The sequence below is a fragment of the Microbacterium sp. 77mftsu3.1 genome (genome assembly GCF_900100525.1).
Lineage (GTDB): Bacteria > Actinomycetota > Actinomycetes > Actinomycetales > Microbacteriaceae > Microbacterium > Microbacterium aquilitoris.
This window is the reverse complement of the sequence record NZ_FNCR01000001.1, coordinates 357,117-373,113: the sequence shown is the minus strand read 5'-3', so window position 1 is coordinate 373,113 and position 15,997 is coordinate 357,117. Positions and strand designations below refer to the sequence as shown.

The 15,997-nt window shown below is 71.6% G+C and carries 12 protein-coding genes; 9 read left to right on the top strand and 3 right to left on the bottom strand.

The window, feature by feature from the left end; translation table 11 throughout:
• Positions 1 to 37: 37 nt before the first annotated feature.
• Positions 38 to 3,625, top strand: coding sequence for a transcription-repair coupling factor (gene mfd / locus BLR68_RS02015; RefSeq protein ID WP_026302992.1), 3,588 nt, complete (start codon positions 38 to 40; stop codon positions 3,623 to 3,625).
• Between the two features lie 58 nt (positions 3,626 to 3,683).
• Here the strand turns inward: mfd and BLR68_RS02010 are convergent, their stop codons facing one another.
• A complete protein-coding gene (locus BLR68_RS02010) occupies positions 3,684 to 6,356 on the bottom strand; it encodes a phosphoenolpyruvate carboxylase (RefSeq protein WP_018188354.1) in 2,673 nt (890 codons plus the stop codon).
• A gap of 72 nt (positions 6,357 to 6,428) precedes the next feature.
• Positions 6,429 to 7,856, bottom strand: a complete 1,428-nt coding sequence (locus BLR68_RS02005; protein ID WP_018188353.1) for a basic amino acid/polyamine antiporter — start codon at positions 7,854 to 7,856, stop codon at positions 6,429 to 6,431.
• Between the two features lie 65 nt (positions 7,857 to 7,921).
• Between BLR68_RS02005 and BLR68_RS02000 the strand changes: the two genes are divergently transcribed.
• From BLR68_RS02000 to BLR68_RS01985, 4 genes are all read left to right on the top strand, one after another.
• Positions 7,922 to 8,572 (top strand): nucleoside triphosphate pyrophosphohydrolase, encoded by a 651-nt coding sequence (locus tag BLR68_RS02000; RefSeq protein WP_018188352.1) that lies wholly within the window; start codon positions 7,922 to 7,924, stop codon positions 8,570 to 8,572.
• Between the two features lie 57 nt (positions 8,573 to 8,629).
• Entirely contained in the window at positions 8,630 to 9,886 is a 1,257-nt protein-coding gene (locus tag BLR68_RS01995; protein ID WP_018188351.1) for a histidine--tRNA ligase, read from the top strand.
• 31 nt (positions 9,887 to 9,917) lie between these two features.
• Positions 9,918 to 10,370 carry a YdeI/OmpD-associated family protein gene (locus BLR68_RS01990; RefSeq protein WP_018188350.1) on the top strand — a complete coding sequence of 151 codons (453 nt, stop codon included), beginning with the start codon at positions 9,918 to 9,920 and terminating at the stop codon, positions 10,368 to 10,370.
• Between the two features lie 61 nt (positions 10,371 to 10,431).
• Complete coding sequence (locus BLR68_RS01985) at positions 10,432 to 11,310, top strand: SGNH/GDSL hydrolase family protein (protein ID WP_371129971.1); 879 nt, start codon at positions 10,432 to 10,434, stop codon at positions 11,308 to 11,310.
• Here BLR68_RS01985 and BLR68_RS01980 read toward each other — a convergent pair.
• Entirely contained in the window at positions 11,216 to 12,511 is a 1,296-nt protein-coding gene (locus tag BLR68_RS01980; protein ID WP_143015715.1) for an APC family permease, read from the bottom strand. The genes BLR68_RS01985 and BLR68_RS01980 overlap by 95 nt on opposite strands.
• Positions 12,512 to 12,543: 32 nt before the next feature.
• On the opposite strand from BLR68_RS01980, the gene BLR68_RS01975 reads away from it, so the two are divergent.
• The 4 genes from BLR68_RS01975 (at position 12,544) to eno (ending at position 15,961) form a co-directional block, all read left to right on the top strand.
• Positions 12,544 to 12,900: a GntR family transcriptional regulator gene (locus tag BLR68_RS01975; RefSeq protein ID WP_018188347.1), complete on the top strand. Its 357-nt coding sequence runs from the start codon at positions 12,544 to 12,546 to the stop codon at positions 12,898 to 12,900.
• Positions 12,890 to 13,897: a DUF1648 domain-containing protein gene (locus BLR68_RS01970; protein WP_018188346.1), complete on the top strand. Its 1,008-nt coding sequence runs from the start codon at positions 12,890 to 12,892 to the stop codon at positions 13,895 to 13,897. The genes BLR68_RS01975 and BLR68_RS01970 overlap by 11 nt, the downstream gene beginning before the upstream one ends.
• A gap of 8 nt (positions 13,898 to 13,905) precedes the next feature.
• Complete coding sequence (locus BLR68_RS01965; RefSeq protein WP_018188345.1) at positions 13,906 to 14,586, top strand: O-methyltransferase; 681 nt, start codon at positions 13,906 to 13,908, stop codon at positions 14,584 to 14,586.
• A 94-nt stretch (positions 14,587 to 14,680) separates the two neighbouring features.
• Positions 14,681 to 15,961: a phosphopyruvate hydratase gene (gene eno / locus BLR68_RS01960; protein WP_018188344.1), complete on the top strand. Its 1,281-nt coding sequence runs from the start codon at positions 14,681 to 14,683 to the stop codon at positions 15,959 to 15,961.
• Positions 15,962 to 15,997 lie beyond the last annotated feature (36 nt).

The window sequence follows — 15,997 nt, the reverse complement described above, 5'->3', positions numbered from 1 at the left end:
CGGATCCGATGTCCGATGCGCCGCGTAGACTTCCCCGGTGACAATTCCCGGGATCGTGCGCGCCCTCGAACAGGCTGACAGCTTCCGGGAGGCCCTCGACGGCGCCGACTCGGATGTCGACTTCTCGGCGGTGACGGGCCTCGATGCCCCGCTCCTCGCCGCGCTGCTCGAACGCCGCGTGGCGTCGGGTCGGCCTCCCGTGCTGCTCCTCGTGGCACCCACCGGGCGCCGCGCCGAGAGCATCGGCGCCGCCGTGCAGTGCCTCCTCCCCGACGCCGCCGTCCGGCACCTGCCCGCATGGGAGACGCTGCCGCACGAGCGGTTGAGCCCCAGCGCCGAGACGGTCGGCCGGCGCCTCAGCGTCCTCCGCGAGGCGGCGGACTGGGACGGCCGCACGCCCCTCGTCGTCACGGCATCCGTCCGAGGCGCGCTGCAGCCCATCGCGGCGGGACTGACGGATGCCGGTGTCGTCCGGCTCGAGCTCGGCTCGCGCGGCCTCGAGCTCGACGACATCGTCCACCGCCTCATCGACCTCGCCTACCACCGGGTCGACATGGTCTCGCGCCGCGGCGAGTTCGCCGTGCGCGGCGGCATCCTCGACGTCTTCCCCCCGGTCGCCGATCACCCGTACCGCGTCGACTTCTTCGGCGACGAGATCGATCAGATCCGTGCGTTCTCCGTCGCCGACCAGCGCTCGCTGCCGGGTGACGTGCGCGACGTGACCCTGCTCCCGAGTCGCGAACTCCTCCTCACCGACGCCGTGCGCGAGCGGGCTGCGGGCCTTCGGGATCGGATGCCGGGGCTCGGCACCATGCTCGAGAAGATGAGCGAGGGCATCCCCGTCGAGGGCATGGAATCGCTCCTCCCCGCCGTCGCCGACGCCGTCCTGCCGCTCGTGGACTACCTCCCCGAGGGCGCCGCCGTCGCGGTCGTCGACCCCGAGCGCGCCGTGACCCGCGCGATGACCCTCTCCGAGACGAACCGCGAGTTCCTCGAGGCCGCCTGGAGCGCCGCGACGGCGGGAGCCGACAGCCCCGTCGACCTCGGAGCGGGGGACTTCCTGACCCTGCCCGAGCTGCGCGAGGCGGCGTCGGCCCGCGGCGGCGTCTGGTGGAGCCTCAGCACCTTCGACTCCGGTGCGGCGGATGCGGCCGACGAAGGCCTCGTCGAACGTGCGGATGCCGCGGTCCGGATCCCCGCGACCGCCGTCCCGTCGTTCCAGGGCAACGTCGAGGGGGCGAGCGAGCACATCGGCAACCTCCTCGGTGCCGGCTGGCGCGTCGTCGTCGCCGCCTCGGGTGCGGGGCTCGTCGACCGTTCGCGCGACGTCCTGTCCGAGCGCGGTCTCGCGGCGCGGACCGCCGAGGCGATCACCGAGGTCCCCGACGCGGGGATAGCCGTGTCGACCGTCGCGACGCTCGAGGCCGGGTTCCTCTTCGCCGACGCGAAGCTGGCCGTGTTCACCGAGAGCGACTTCTACGGTCGGACGATCGGCGGCGACAACCGCGTCGTGAAGAAGCTCGCCTCGCGTCGGCGCAACGTCGTCGACCCGCTCCAGCTGACGCCGGGCGACCACGTCGTCCACTCCACCCACGGCATCGGCCGGTTCGTCGAACTCGTCCAGCGCGAGGTGTCGTCGGGCGGGCGGAACGCCGTGAAGAGTAAGCGCGAGTACCTCGTCCTCGAGTACGCGCCCTCCAAGCGCGGGCACCCCGGCGACAAGCTCTACGTCCCCACCGATCAGCTCGACCTGCTCTCGCGGTACGTCGGCGGCGAGGCGCCGCAGCTCTCGAAAATGGGCGGGTCGGATTGGGCTGCGGCCAAGGGCAAGGCCCGCAAGGCCGTCCGCGACATCGCCGTCGAGCTCGTCAAGCTCTACTCGGCGCGGATGTCGTCGAAGGGCTACGCGTTCGGTCCCGACACGCCCTGGCAGCGCGAGCTCGAGGAGGCCTTCCCGTTCGCCGAGACGCCGGATCAGCTCCAGACGATCGACGAGATCAAGGCCGACATGGAGAAGCCGATCCCGATGGACCGCCTGCTCTCGGGCGACGTCGGCTTCGGCAAGACCGAGGTCGCCGTCCGCGCCGCCTTCAAGGCGATCCAGGAGGGCAAGCAGGTCGCGATGCTGGTGCCGACGACACTCCTCGCCAAGCAGCACCTCGAGACGTTCTCCGAGCGCTTCGCCGGATTCCCCGTCAAGGTGCGTCCGCTCTCGCGGTTCCAGACGGCGAAGGAGGCCAAGGACACCCTCGCCGGGCTCGCCGACGGCACGATCGACATGGTCATCGGGACGCACCGCATCCTCACCGAGAAGGTCGCCTTCAAAGACCTCGGCCTCATGATCATCGACGAGGAGCAGCGCTTCGGCGTCGAGCACAAGGACTCCCTCAAGAAGCTCAAGACCAACGTCGACATCCTCGCGATGAGCGCGACCCCGATCCCGCGCACGCTCGAGATGGCGGTCACCGGCATCCGCGAGATGTCGACGCTGGCGACGCCGCCGGAGGAGCGGCATCCGATCCTCACCTACGTGGGGCCTCGCAGCGACAAGCAGATCGCCGCAGCGATCCGACGCGAGCTGCTGCGCGAGGGACAGGTGTTCTTCGTGCACAACCGGGTCTCCTCGATCCAGCGGGTGGCCGCGCAGCTGGCTGAGCTCGTGCCCGAGGCGCGCATCGCCGTCGCCCACGGCCAGATGGGCGAGCACGCGCTGGAACAGGTCGTCGACGACTTCTGGGAGCGCCGGGCCGACGTGCTCGTGTCGACCACCATCATCGAGACCGGCCTCGACATCGCCAACGCGAACACGATGATCATCGACCGCGCCGACAAGTACGGCCTCTCGCAGCTGCACCAGCTGCGCGGCCGCGTCGGTCGTGCCCGCGAGCGTGCGTACGCGTACTTCCTCTACGACGAGAACAAGCCGCTGAGCGAGACCGCGGCGGACCGTCTCGAGACGATCGCCGTCAACAACGACCTCGGCTCCGGCATGCAGGTCGCCCTGAAGGACCTCGAGATCCGCGGCGCGGGAAACCTGCTCGGCGCGGAACAGGCCGGCCACATCGCCGGCGTCGGTTTCGACCTCTACCTCCGCATGATCGGCGAGGCCGTCGCGACCTTCCGCGGCGAGGACACCGAGGGACCCACCGAGCTCCGCCTCGAGCTGCCCGTCCAGGCGCGCATCCCCGAGTCGTACATCGACAGCGAGCGGCTGCGTCTGGAGGCGTACCAGAAGCTGTCCGCCGCTGCATCCGTCACGGCGGCGTCCGACGCGATCGACCTCGTCCTCGAAGAGCTCCGCGACCGCTACGGCACGCCGCCCGCGGAGGTCGACGGCCTGATCGCGATCGCACGACTGCGGCGTCGCGCCGCCCAGTCGGGGCTGTCCGACGTCGTCGCGATGGGACCGAACCTCCGGATCGCGCCCGCGCACCTCGCGGACTCGATCCGCGTGCGCCTGCAGCGGCTGCATCCGAAGTCGAAGGTCGTGTCGGGCGGCGAGGCCATGGTCGTGCCGTTGCCGACCGCCGGGGGAGAGGCTCTGGCCGATGCCGACCTCGTGGCCTGGACGAGCACGCTGCTCGACCAGATCTTCCCGCTGCCGACCGTCGACGCCACGGCCTGAAACGACGCGCCCCGCCCGACGACGTGTCGGAGCGGGGCGTTCGTCGATCGCAGGGGGGTCAGCCGGTGTTCTGCAGGCCGGCGGCGACCCCCGACACCGAGAGCAGCAGCAGACGCTGCAGATCGGGGTCGACCTCGCCGCCCGCCGCGTCGCGCAGGCCGCGGAGCGCCCGCAGCTGGAGGAGCGACAGGGCGTCGACGTACGGGCTCCGCATCTTCACCGCACGGCCGAGGACCGGACGGTTGGAGAGGAGTCCGGTCCCGCCGGTGAGCTTGACGACCCACGAGCGGGTGAGCGCCATCTCGTCGCGGACGAGCGAGGCGAGGTCGTCGCGGTCGCCGAGCTCGAGGTAGTGCCGCGCGATGCGGTCGTCCGTCTTGGCGAGGCTCATCGCGACGTTGTCGATGAGGGTGCGGAACAGCGGCCACTGCTCGTATGCCTCGCGGAGGGCATCCTCGTCACCTACGGCGTCGAGCGCCGTGCCGAGGCCGAACCAGCCGGCGAGGTTGATGCGCGCCTGCGTCCACGCGAACACCCACGGGATGGCGCGGAGGTCCTCGAGGGACTCGACCGACAGGCCGCGGCGTGCAGGACGCGACCCGAGGGCGAGGAGCCCGATCTCCTCCATCGGCGTGACCTGCGCGAACCACGGCGCGAACCCGGGCGCCTTGACGAGTGAGAAGAACCGTTCCCGGGATGCTGCATCCATCACCCGGGCCACGTCTGCGTAGCGTTCGGCGGCCGACCGGTTGCGCTCCTCGATCGACGGCGCCGAGGCCATGAGCATCGCTCCGGCGACCTGGTCGATGTGCCGCATCGCGATCGCGCGGTCGCCGTAGCGGGCGAAGATGACCTCGCCCTGCTCGGTCAGCTTGAAGCGTCCGTCGACGGAATGCGGCGGCTGCGCGAGGATCGCGGAGTTCGCGGGGCCGCCACCGCGCCCGAGGGCACCGCCGCGACCGTGGAAGAGGGTGAGCTCGATCCCCTGTGCGACCGCCCACCCCGAGATCTCGGCCTGCGCCTCGTACAGCGCGAGGTTCGCGGCGACGGGCCCCACGTCCTTCGACGAGTCGGAGTACCCGAGCATGACCTCGAGTCGCCGGCCGGTCGACGCGAGGCGCGACGCGAACTGCGGGTGCTCCACGATCTCCGCCAGGATGCCGGGGGCCGCCTGCAGGTCCGCGAACGTCTCGAACAGCGGGATCACGTCGAGCACCGGGGGAGTGCCGTCGGGGCCGACGGCGTGCCGCGCGAGTGTGTGCACGGCGGCGAGGTCGTCGGCGGATCGGGTGAAGGAGACGATGTAGCGTCCCGCGGCGCGGGGGCCGTAGCGCTCCTGCAGGAACGCGATCGTGCGGAAGACCTCGAGCACCTCTTCGGCCAGCTCCGACCGTTCGGACCCGCCCTGCTCGAGCTCGGCGAGGACCTTCGCATGCACGGCGGAGTGCTGACGCACCTCGAGCTCGGCCAGGTGGAAGCCGAACGTCTCGACCTGCCAGATCAGCTGCTGCAGGTGACCGTAGGCCTGGCGGGGCGCACCGGCCTGGACGAGCGCGTCCTGCACGGTCCGCAGGTCCGCGAGCAGGTGCTCCGGGTCGGCGTAGGCGAGGTCGGCGTTCCGGGTGCGGGTCGCCGCGATCTTGCGGGCGAGCAGCAGCAGGATGCGGCGGTACGGCTCGTTGGGGGAGCGCTTGGCGATCTCCGCCGCGGCATCCTCGTCGGCGTCCTTGAGCTTCTGCCACAGCGCCCGGACGGCGGCCGTCGGCGGGGTTGACGTCGCGTCCAGGGTCAGGGTGCGTCCGACGCGGCCCGCTGTCCGCTCGAGGCCCAGGAGCACGTGCTCGCTCGCGATGGCGGCGGCCTTGCGGGTCGTCTTCGCCGTCACGAACGGGTTGCCGTCGCGGTCGCCGCCGACCCATGAGCCGATGCGCACGAACGGGCGGACGAGCGGCGGGCGGGCCCCGGCATCCTCGCCCTGCAGCGCGTCGTCGACGCGGCGGTACACGTGCGGGATGGCGGTGTAGAGGGTCTCGTCGAAGACGCCCATGACCGAGCGGACCTCATCGGTCGGCGACGGCTTCTCGGCGCGCAGCGGCGCGGTCCGCCACAGGGTGTCGACCTCTTCGAGCATGCGTCGCTCCGCGCGGCGACGGTCGGCGCTGTCCGCCTCGGTCGTGTCGCGGTCGGCGAGGAGCTCGGCGAGACGTCGGATGCTGGAGGACACCGCCCGGCGGCGTGCCTCGGTCGGGTGCGCCGTGAAGACGGGGTGGAAGCGGAGGCCCTGCAGGCGTTCGCGGGCGGCATCCTCACCGATCTCTTCGGCCAGGCTCCGGTAGGCGGCGGTGATCGAGTCGCTCGCGTCCTTCTCCTCGACGCGGCCGCCGCGCTCGCGGAGGATGCGGACGCGCTGGTGCTCCTCGGCGAGGTTCACGAGGTGGAAGTAGCAGGTGAAGGCCCGTGCGACCTCCTCCGCCCGCTCCAGCGTGTAGGAGTCTGCGATCGCGGCCGCCCGCGCGAACGCCTCGGGGGTGTCGTCGGTGTAGGCCTGGATCGTGGCGACGCGCAGGCGTTCGACATCCTCGAACAGGCCCGGCGAGCCGCTCTCACGGAGCACGCGGCCCAGGAGCGAGCCGAGGACGCGCACGTCGGCGCGCATCTGTTCGGGGATCTTCTGCTCCGCCTCGTACCGTCCGACGAGGTCGATCGCTTCGGTGTTCGTGAGTTCGTGCACCGTCTCACGCTAGCGGGGGTTCCCGCGGCTTCCTGACACCATGACGGCGCACGACGCCGACCCGCGGTCGGATCAGATCGAGATCGCCCCGGTGGCGATGAGGATGACGGCGATCACCGCTCCGGCCGCGGCGAGGAGGAACAGCCCGAGCTCGACGGGGGTGAAGACGCGGGCCTTCTGCTCGCGACGCCCGATCACGTACAGGACGGTGCCCGGCACGATGATGACGAGGCACAGCAGCAGGTAGGTGAGCCCGGCCGCCCAGAGCAGGTAGGCCGTGTAGAGCGTCGCGGCGGCGGAGACGACCAGTTCGCCCGCACGGCGGGACGCACCGTCCTGGATCGCGAGCTTCAGCCCGTAGGCCGCCGAGAGGAAGAACGGGATGAGGACGAGCGCGCTGGTGAGCTCGAGCGCGGCGTCGAACGCGTTCTGCGCGAACAGGACGACGACGAGCATCACCTGCGCGAGCACGGTCGAGAGGGTCAGCGCGCCGATGGGCGTGTCGTTCCGGTTCGTCCGGCGCAGGAAGGCCGGCAGGTCGCCGGCCTGCGCCGCCGACAGGAGGACCTCGGCGGCCATCAGCGTCCATGCGAGGTAGGCGCCGAGCACGGCGACGATGAGCGCCACGGCGACGAAGACCGCGCCCCAGCCGCCGACCGCCTGCTCGAGCACGCCACCCATCGAAGGTTGCCGCAGCCCGGCGAGATCGCTGCGGGGCAGGATGCCGTACGACACTATCGTCACGGAGGCGAAGACGGCGAGGACGCTCAGGAACCCGAGGACGGTCGCCCGCCCGACGTCGCTGCGACGGCGGGCGTGGCGGGAGTTGACGCTCGCGCCCTCGATTCCGATGAAGACGAACACCGTGACGAGCATCGTCGCCCGGATCTGCTCGCCGAGACCGGTCATGTCGCCGCCGCCCCAGTTCGCGGCGAAGACGGCGGGGTCGAACACCGTCAGGCAGAGCACGACGAAGACGACGATCGGCAGGACCTTCGCCACCGTCACGATGCGGTTGAGCGAGGCCGCCTGCCGTACACCGCGGCGGATGAGCAGGAAGAACAGCCAGATGCCGACCGAGGAGACCGCCACGGCGAGGACCGTGTTGCCCTCGCCGAGGGCGGGGAAGGCGCCGCCGAGGGTGGAGGTGATGAACACCCAGTAGAAGACGTTGCCGACGCATGCACTCGCCCAGTAACCGAACGCCGCGAAGAAGCCGAGGTAGTTGCCGAAACCGGCCTTCGCGTAGCTGAAGATCCCGGCGTCGAGGTCGGGACGGCGGAGCGCCAACCGGTGGAAGACGAGGGCGAGCATCAGCATCCCGCTTCCCGCGATCGCCCAAGAGATGAGCGCGCCGGCGACACCGGTCGACTCGGCGAAGGTCGAGGGGAGCGAGAAGACCCCGGCGCCGATCATCGATCCCACGACGAACGTGGAGAGCGTGAACATCGAGACGCGGGTCCCGCCGGCCGCAGGCACCGTGGAGACGGGAGAAGTCATCGGACCAGGGTACGTCGGGCGGTGCACGGATGCCGCGGCCCGGCATCCCTCGTATCGTTGCGGTCATGTCGCACCCCCTTCCCGCCTCGAGCGACGCTCTGCGCCGGGCCGCCGAGACGATGCACGCCGTCCGCGACCGATGCGTCTGGACGCAGCGGATCGGCCACGACGACCTCGTCCCGTACCTGCAGGAGGAAGCCGCCGAGCTCGTCGATGCCGTCGAGACGGGGACGCGTGGCGACCTGAAGGAGGAGCTCGGCGACCTTCTCTGGCAGGTGCTCTTCCACGCCGAGATCGCGTCCCGGGATGAGAGTGACCCCTTCGACATCGACGACGTCGCGGACGCGCTCGCCGAGAAGATGATCCGCCGGCACCCGCATGTGTTCGGCGACGCGATCGCCACCACGCCCGAGGAGGTCCTCGTCCACTGGAACGCCGCGAAGGCCGCCGAGAAGAAGACGCGCACGAGCGTGCTCGACGGGGTGTCGACGCACATGCCGTCGCTCGCGCTCGCCCAGAAGATGCTGGGGAAGGCGGCGCAGGTGGACGTGGTCCCCGCCCCTGCCCCGGCGGCGCTCGCGAGCGAAGCCGAGCTCGGTGACGCGCTCCTCGCCCTCGTGGCTTTCGCCCGTTCGGAGGGATGGGATGCCGAGCGCGCCCTGCGGCAGCGCCTGCGCACCCTCGCCGACGCGGTGCGTGCGGCCGAGTCCTCCTGACGTCTCGTCGCGGTCTGGAAGAATGGACCCGTGCCCTCCGTGAACCCGCCGCGCGGTATGCGCGACTTCCTCCCCGCCGACAAGGCCCGCCGCGAGCGCGTCCTGGCCGTCATCCGTGACCGCTACCGCGCCCACGGGTTCGACGAGATCGAGACGCCCGTCGTCGAGGACTACGAGCGTCTGCACGCGGGGATCGGCGGCGACAACGAGAAGCTCGCGTTCAACGTCCTCCGCCGCGGTCTCGACGCCGACGCGATCCGGGATGCCGCGGGCGACCCGGCGGCGCTGTCCGACCTCGGTCTGCGCTACGACCTGACCGTGCCGCTCGCGCGCTTCTACGCGACCAACCGGGCTCAGCTCCCGTCGGTGTTCCGCGCGATCCAGATCGCGCCCGTCTGGCGTGCGGAACGCCCCCAGAAGGGTCGCTACCGCCAGTTCGTGCAGTGCGACATCGACATCATCGGCGACGCGACGCCGCGCGCCGAGGTGGAGCTCCTCACCGCGAGCCTCGACGTCCTCGATGCGCTCGGCCTCGAGGGCGGCACGATCCGGATCAACGACCGCCGAGCGCTCGACGCGATGCTGGCGGTCTTCGGTTTCGCCGACGCCGACCGCGCGGGTGTCCTCATCACGATCGACAAGCTCGACAAAGTCGGTGCCGAGGGCGTCGTCGCCGAGCTCCGCGGCCGGGGCGCGGACGAGCCCGCCGTCGCCGCCCTGGAGGCGTTCCTGACCCGCCCGCAGACTCGCGAGTACCTCCCGTTCGGCGAGGCGCAGATCCGCAAGGCGCTGCCCGCCGGGGTCCCCGATGACGTGGTCGCGCACCTGGTCGGCATCGGCGAGGCCGTCGCCGCCGCCCGCGGCGAGACGGACGTGCCGTTGCGCTTCGACCCGTTCCTCGTGCGCGGCATGGGGTATTACACCGGCACGATCTACGAGCTCGCGCACCCGTCGGTGTCGTACTCGCTCGGCGGCGGTGGTCGCTACGACGGCATGATCGGACGCTTCCTCGGGCAGGACGTGCCCGCTGTCGGGTTCTCGATCGGCTTCGAGCGGATCGTCGATCTCGTGGGAGCGGCCGAGGATGCGGCATCCGCTGCCGTCGTCCTCATCGCCGATCGCGACGTCCCGCTCGTGGAACTGGCGACCCACAAGGCCTTCTTCGTCTCGCAGGGTGCCCGCGTGCGCCTCGAGCAGCGCACGAAGAACCTCAAGGGTCTGCTGGAGCGCTCCGCGGCCGACGGCTACACAACGTTCGCGACCGTATCGGCCGGCGCCGAATCGTCGGCGCTCGAGACGCGCCCCCTCGGGTGACACGGCGGGTCCGCGCTGCTAGCGTGCGGCCATGACCCTCCACGTCCGCACGGTGTTGCCGAAGAACGGGCCCGCGACCGCGATCGAACTGACCGACGAGCAGGTCGAGGACCTCGGCGGCGGCAAGCGCGCCGCGGTCGTCGTCACGATCGGGGGGCGACGTGCACGCCTGCGGCTGAGCGTCATGGGCGGGCGAAACCTCATCGGCATGTCGAAGGCCGCGCGCGCCGAGCTCGGCGTCGAGATCGGGGACGAGGTCGATGCGCAGATCGACCTCGACGGCGAGGATCGTGCCGTCGCGGTCCCGGAAGACCTGGAACGCGCCCTGGATGCCGAGCCGCAGGTCCGCGCTGCCTTCGAGGCCCTGGCGCCGTCGCGCCGGAAGGAGATGGTGCGCTCCGTCGTCGAGGCGAAGAAGGCGGAGACCCGCGAGAAGCGGATCGCCGGCGCCGTCGACACGCTGCGCTCGCCGGGAAGCGCCTGACGTCCCCGACTCGTCACCGGGACGTCGTGCGACGTTCACCGTCGGGGTGTGTGCTCAGCGGGTGCCACGATCGACGCGGGTTCCGGCCCGACTCACCCTGATCGCCTCCGCCGGAGTGGTCGCCGGCGCACTGCTGCTGGGCGCCCGTGCCGGCTTGGCGCGGCAAGCCGCGATCGCCCGGCGGCGCATCGGCAAGCCGCTCGGCGATGCTCCGCCCGAGGCCGACCGCGTGTGGCGGCCGGGTCTCGGCGGTGAGCCGGTCGACCTCCTGCTCCTCGGCGACTCCATCGCTGCCGGGCTCGGGGCCCAGCACCGCAAGGAGACGCTCGGCGGCCGACTCGCGAAGGGCCTCGCCGGCGAGCTCGACCGTCCCGTCCGGCTGCGGACGGCCGCCGTGGTCGGCGCCGAATCGGCCGACCTCGCCGGGCAGCTCGCCTCGCTCCCCAAGGACTACCGCGCCGACGTCGCCGTGATCGTCGTGGGCGGCAACGACGTCACGCACCGCGTGCCGGTGCCGGTGGCGACCGGGCACCTCGCCGATGCCGTCCGCCGCCTCCGGAGGACGGGTGCGGCGGTGGTCGTGGGAACCTGCCCCGACCTCGGCGCGCTCCGTGCCGTTCCGCAGCCGCTGCGGACGATCGGGTCGCGCGCGTCGCAGCAGCTCGCTGCGGCTCAGGCAGACCGTGCCCGCGCGGAGGGGGCGGGGGTCGTGTCCCTGCGACGCGCCGTCGGACCCTTCTTCCGCATCGACCCCGACGGCATGTTCAGCCTGGATCGCTTCCACCCGAGCGCCCTCGGATATCGCCGGACGGCGGAGGCGCTCGTCCCGGTCGTGAGGAACGCCCTCAGGCAGCCCGGCGTCGAAGGCGCAGCATCCGATATCCCAGTCCCACCACCAGCACGGCGATCCCGACGGGGACAGACGGCCATGGCAGGGTGACCACGAGCGCGACGCATCCGGCCCCGCCCAGGACCTGCAGGATGCGCGGGTAGCGCCGCGCTCCGCCCCGCTGGCGGAAGGCCCCGATGTTCGCGACGAGGTAATACGTCAGGACGCCGAACGACGAGAAACCGATCGCCCCGTGGACGTCGCCCAGCATGACGATGACCACGACCACCGCGACGACGGCGATCTCGGCGTTCCGCGGCACGTGCCACCGCGGGTCGACCGCCGCGAGCAACCGCGGCAGGTCGCCCTCCCGGGCCATCGCGAACGAGGTCCGTCCGATCCCGGCGATGAGGGCGAGCAGGGCGCCGAGGGATGCCGCGGCCGCACCGACGCGGACGATCGGGGCGGCGGCATCCCATCCTGCGGCGCGGACGACGTCGACGAGGGGTGCGGTCGCGGCGGCGAGGCCGTCCGGGCCGAGGACGCGGAGGGCGGCGACGCCGATCACGGCGTACACGACCAGTGCGCCGCAGAAGGCGAGGACGATCGCCCGCGGGATCGTCCTCGCGGGGTCCCTGACCTCCTCGCCGAGGGTCGCGATGCGGGCGTACCCCGCGAAGGCGAAGAACAGGAGCCCGGCCGCCTGGAGGATGCCGAGCGGCCCCGAGGCGAACCACCCCTGGCCGAACCACCCCGACGCCGTCGCCGCCGTCTGCGCAGGCGGCGAGGCGAACCCGGCGACGGCGGTGACGCCGAGCGCCAGCAGAACGATGGTCACGAGGATGCGTGCCACCTGAGCGGTGCGGGTGATGCCGAAGAGGTTCACCGCGCCGAGGGCGAGGGCCGCCCCCGCGGCGACGGGGCGTTCCCACCCGGCGGGAGCGACATAGGCGGCGAACGTCAGGGCCATCGCCGCGCAGCTGGCGGTCTTCCCGATCACGAAGCCCCACCCGGCGATGAAGCCCCACCAGGGTCCGAGTTCCGCGCGCCCGTAGGCGTAGACGCCGCCGGATGTCGGATGCACCGCCGCGAGCTGCGCCGTCGAGGTGGCGTTGCCGAAGGCGACGAGTGCGGCGATCCCGAGCCCGACGAGGAGTCCCGTCCCGGCCGCCTGCGCCGCAGGGACGAACGCGGCGAAGACCCCGGCGCCGATCATCGCGCCGAGACCGATGACCACGGCGTCGGCGAGCCCGAGACGACGAGCGAGGGCGGGGGAGGACACGGCGTGAGCGTACCGAACCGAGGAGAACATCTTGATAGTTATAGTTGCGCTATAATTAGTGCATGTTGATCCGTGTCGACCCCCAGAGCTCGGTGCCGCTGTTCGCGCAGATCGCCGATGCCCTCCGCGCCGACATCACCGCCGGCCGGTTGAGTGACGGCGAGCGGCTCCCGGCCGCACGCGAAGTGGCCGACGCGCTCCGGGTGAACCTCCACACCGTGCTTCACGCCTACCAGGATCTCCGCGACGAAGGGCTCGTCGACCTCCGCCGCGGCAGGGGCGCCGTCGTGACCCCTGCCGGTGCGGCCCTCGCCGGCCTCGGGGCGGAGATCACCGCTCTGGTCGACCGCGCACGATCCCTCGGCGTTTCGCCCGACACCCTGTCCGCCCTCGTCAAGGAGGCTGCTCGTGACCACTGACCGCCCGACCGTCGTCCGCCGCCGGTTCACCCTCGTCGCTCTCGTGATCCCGGTCGTCGTCGTCGTCGCCTCGATCGCCGTGCAACTCGTCCTGCTGCCGCAGGTCCCGCCGACCATCGCCACCCACTGGGGGTGGACCGGGCGGGCCAACGGCTTCTCGCCGTCCTGGCTGATGCCCCTCGTCACCGCTCTCATCGGAGGCGCGATCCCTGTGGCGGTCTTCGCCCTGGGCGTCGGTGGTCTCCGTCGGGGCGATCACGGTTCCTCGTACCGGCTGCTCGGCGCCGTGGCGGTCTTCATCGCGGTGCTCGTGGCGGGGCTGGGGGCGGCGACCCTCGGCATCCAGACGGGACGAGCGGATGCCGCCGCGGTGCTGCCCCCGCTCCTGCTGCCCGGCGTCATGATCGCCGCGCTCGCCGCCGGCGCCGTGGGGTGGGCGATCCAACCCCACGCACCGTGGCGCCCCACCCCGGGCGGCACCTCCGCCGAGGTGGACGTCCGACCGGGGGAGCGGGTGGTCTGGCTGCAGGGCGTCTCGCTGGCCCGCGCGGGAGTCGTCGTGCTCTCGGTCGTCACCGTCATCGGGGTCGCCGCGGCGGTGCCGGTCGTGCTCCTGGCGGACCCCGCGGCGTCGTGGATCTCGCTCGGCGTCGTCGTCGTGCTCGCGGTCCTGTTCGCCGTGACGCTCCGCTACCACGTGCGCGTCGACCCCGAAGGTCTCACCGCGGTGTCGGCCGCCGGATGGCCCCGCGTCCATGTCCCGATCGACGACGTCATGTCGGCCGAGGTCGTCCAGGTGTCGCCCATGGGCGAGTTCGGCGGGTGGGGCATCCGCCGGTCGGCGCAGGGCCGCGGCGTCGTCCTCCGGTCGGGTGAGGGCGTCCGCGTGCACCGCCACGACGGGCAGACGCTCACGGTCACCGTCGACGACGCGGCCACCGCCGCGGGCCTGCTGAACGCCTACGCCGCATTGACGGCCGGGCGGCGGGGCGATTGAGTGGCGGCATGGCGCATCCCTCTCCCCACGACCCCACCGCCGAGCGGTGGAACGACGTCGACGCGTACCTGACGAGCACCCTGGTCGCCCCCGACGAGGCGCTGTCCGCTTCGATCGCTTCCCTGGCCGACGAGGGGATGCCGGAGATCGAGGTGGCGCCGCTGACCGGGAAGCTCCTGCACCTGCTGGCGCGGATCGCCGGTGCCCGGCGCGTCCTCGAGGTCGGAACCCTCGGCGCGTACTCCACGATCTGGCTCGCCCGCGCTCTGCCCGCGGGTGGGCGCGTCGTGACGATCGAGGCCGAACCGCACAACGCGGAGGTCGCGCGCCGCAACCTGGCTCGCGCCGGTGTCGCCGACCGGGTCGAGGTGCGTGAAGGGCGCGGTGCGGACGTCCTCCCGACCCTCGCCGGCGATGAGCCCTTCGACCTCGTCTTCATCGATGCCGACAAGGAATCCAACGCGCTGTACCTCGACTGGGCCGCGCGGCTCGGTCGCCCAGGGACGGTGGTCGTCGTCGACAACGTCGTGCGTTCCGGTCATGTCGTCGAGACGGATGCCGGGGCCCAGGTCGACGGAGTCCGGGCGGGACTCGCGGTTCTCCGCGATGATCCGCGGTTCGAGGCGACGGCGCTCCAGACCCTCGACCGCAAGGGCTGGGACGGCGTGGCGATCGCGATCCTCGTGTGACGCGCGGTCCTGTGCGGCATCCCTCGCCTCACTAGACTCGAGGACGGACCGACGACGCTCCCGTTCCATCCTCCACAAGCAAGGAGAAACCCCCGTGGCATTGATCGAGGCAGTAGGCGCACGCGAGATCCTGGATTCGCGCGGCAACCCGACCGTCGAGGTGGAGGTTCTGCTCGACGACGGCATCGTCCAGCGCGCAGCCGTCCCCTCCGGCGCGTCCACCGGCGCCTTCGAGGCGTACGAACTCCGCGACGGCGACAAGAGCCGCTACGGCGGCAAGGGCGTCCTCAAGGCCGTGAACGCCGTCATCGACGAGCTGGGACCCGCCATCGAGGGCGTCGAGGCCAGCGAGCAGCGCATCGTCGACGAGATCCTCATCGCGACCGACGGCACCGAGAACAAGTCGCGCACCGGTGCGAACGCCATCCTCGGCGTCTCGCTCGCCGTGGCCAAGGCCGCCGCCGACAGCGCCGACCTCCCGCTCTACCGCTACCTCGGCGGACCCAACGCGCGCGTCCTGCCCGTGCCGCTGTTCAACGTCATCAACGGCGGCGAGCACGCCGACAACGGCATCGACATGCAGGAGTTCTTCCTCGCCCCCATCGGCGCCGAGAGCTTCTCCGAGTCGCTCCGCTGGGGCGCCGAGGTCTACCAGGTCCTGAAGAAGGAACTGCAGGCCGCCGGCTACGCCACGGGCCTGGGCGACGAGGGTGGCTTCGCCCCCGATCTCCCCAGCAACCGCGAGGGCCTCGACTTCCTCGTCAAGGCGATCGAGAAGGCCGGCTTCACCCCCGGGCGCGAGATCGCCCTCGGCCTCGACGTCGCCGCCACCGAGTTCTTCAACGACGGCGTCTACCGCCTCGAGAACAAGGACTGGTCCGCCGAGCAGCTCGTCGACTACTACGCCGACCTCGTCGACTCGTTCCCGATCGTCACGATCGAGGACGCGCTGGCCGAGGACGACTGGGACAACTGGACCGCTCTCACCGAGCGCCTCGGCAAGAAGGTGCAGCTCGTCGGGGACGACCTGTTCGTCACCAACCCGCAGCGTCTGTCCGACGGCATCAAGCGGGGAGCGGCCAACTCGCTCCTCGTCAAGGTGAACCAGATCGGCACGCTCAGCGAGACGCTCGACGCGATCGATGTCGCGCACCGCGCCGGTTACACCACGATGCTCTCGCACCGCTCCGGCGAGACCGAGGACACCACCATCGCCGACCTCGCCGTCGCGGTGAACTCGGGTCAGATCAAGTCGGGCGCGCCCGCTCGGAGCGAGCGCGTCGCGAAGTACAATCAGCTTCTGCGCATCGAGGAAGACCTGGGCGAGGCAGCGGAGTTCATCGGCGCCGCCGCGTTCCCGCGCTTCACCGCCTGACCCGCGAGCGCACTGCACCGACATCCACGAGAAGGG